We start from the raw sequence: 243 nt of genomic DNA, 5'->3' as shown, positions 1-243 counted from the left end.
CTGTTACTGAAACTGTCGAAACAGCATCAACAGTACATGGAGCTGTAGCCGCCACAGTATAAGTATAAGTTCCTGCTCCTGCGAAAGCTGGAGACCAAGTTCCTCCTGCATCTGCACTTCCGCCTAATGCTGCAAATAATGATCCTGATGTTACTGTGCTGCCTGAACAAATCGTTAATGTTCCGTTTGTTCCTGCATCTGGCTGCGCCTGCTCTGTTACTGAAACTGTCGAAACAGCATCAA

At 46.9% G+C, this 243-nt stretch carries 1 protein-coding gene; it reads right to left on the bottom strand.

What is annotated here, in order from left to right:
* Positions 1 to 243, bottom strand: a 243-nt coding sequence (locus tag ACHRVL_RS23100) for a hypothetical protein (RefSeq protein WP_395415606.1), incomplete at both ends; no start/stop codon positions are given.

Source organism: Flavobacterium sp. FlaQc-28, from assembly GCF_044007415.1.
Classification (GTDB): domain Bacteria; phylum Bacteroidota; class Bacteroidia; order Flavobacteriales; family Flavobacteriaceae; genus Flavobacterium.
Note: the sequence above shows the minus strand (reverse complement) of the source record. Positions and strands in the feature narration are given on the sequence as shown.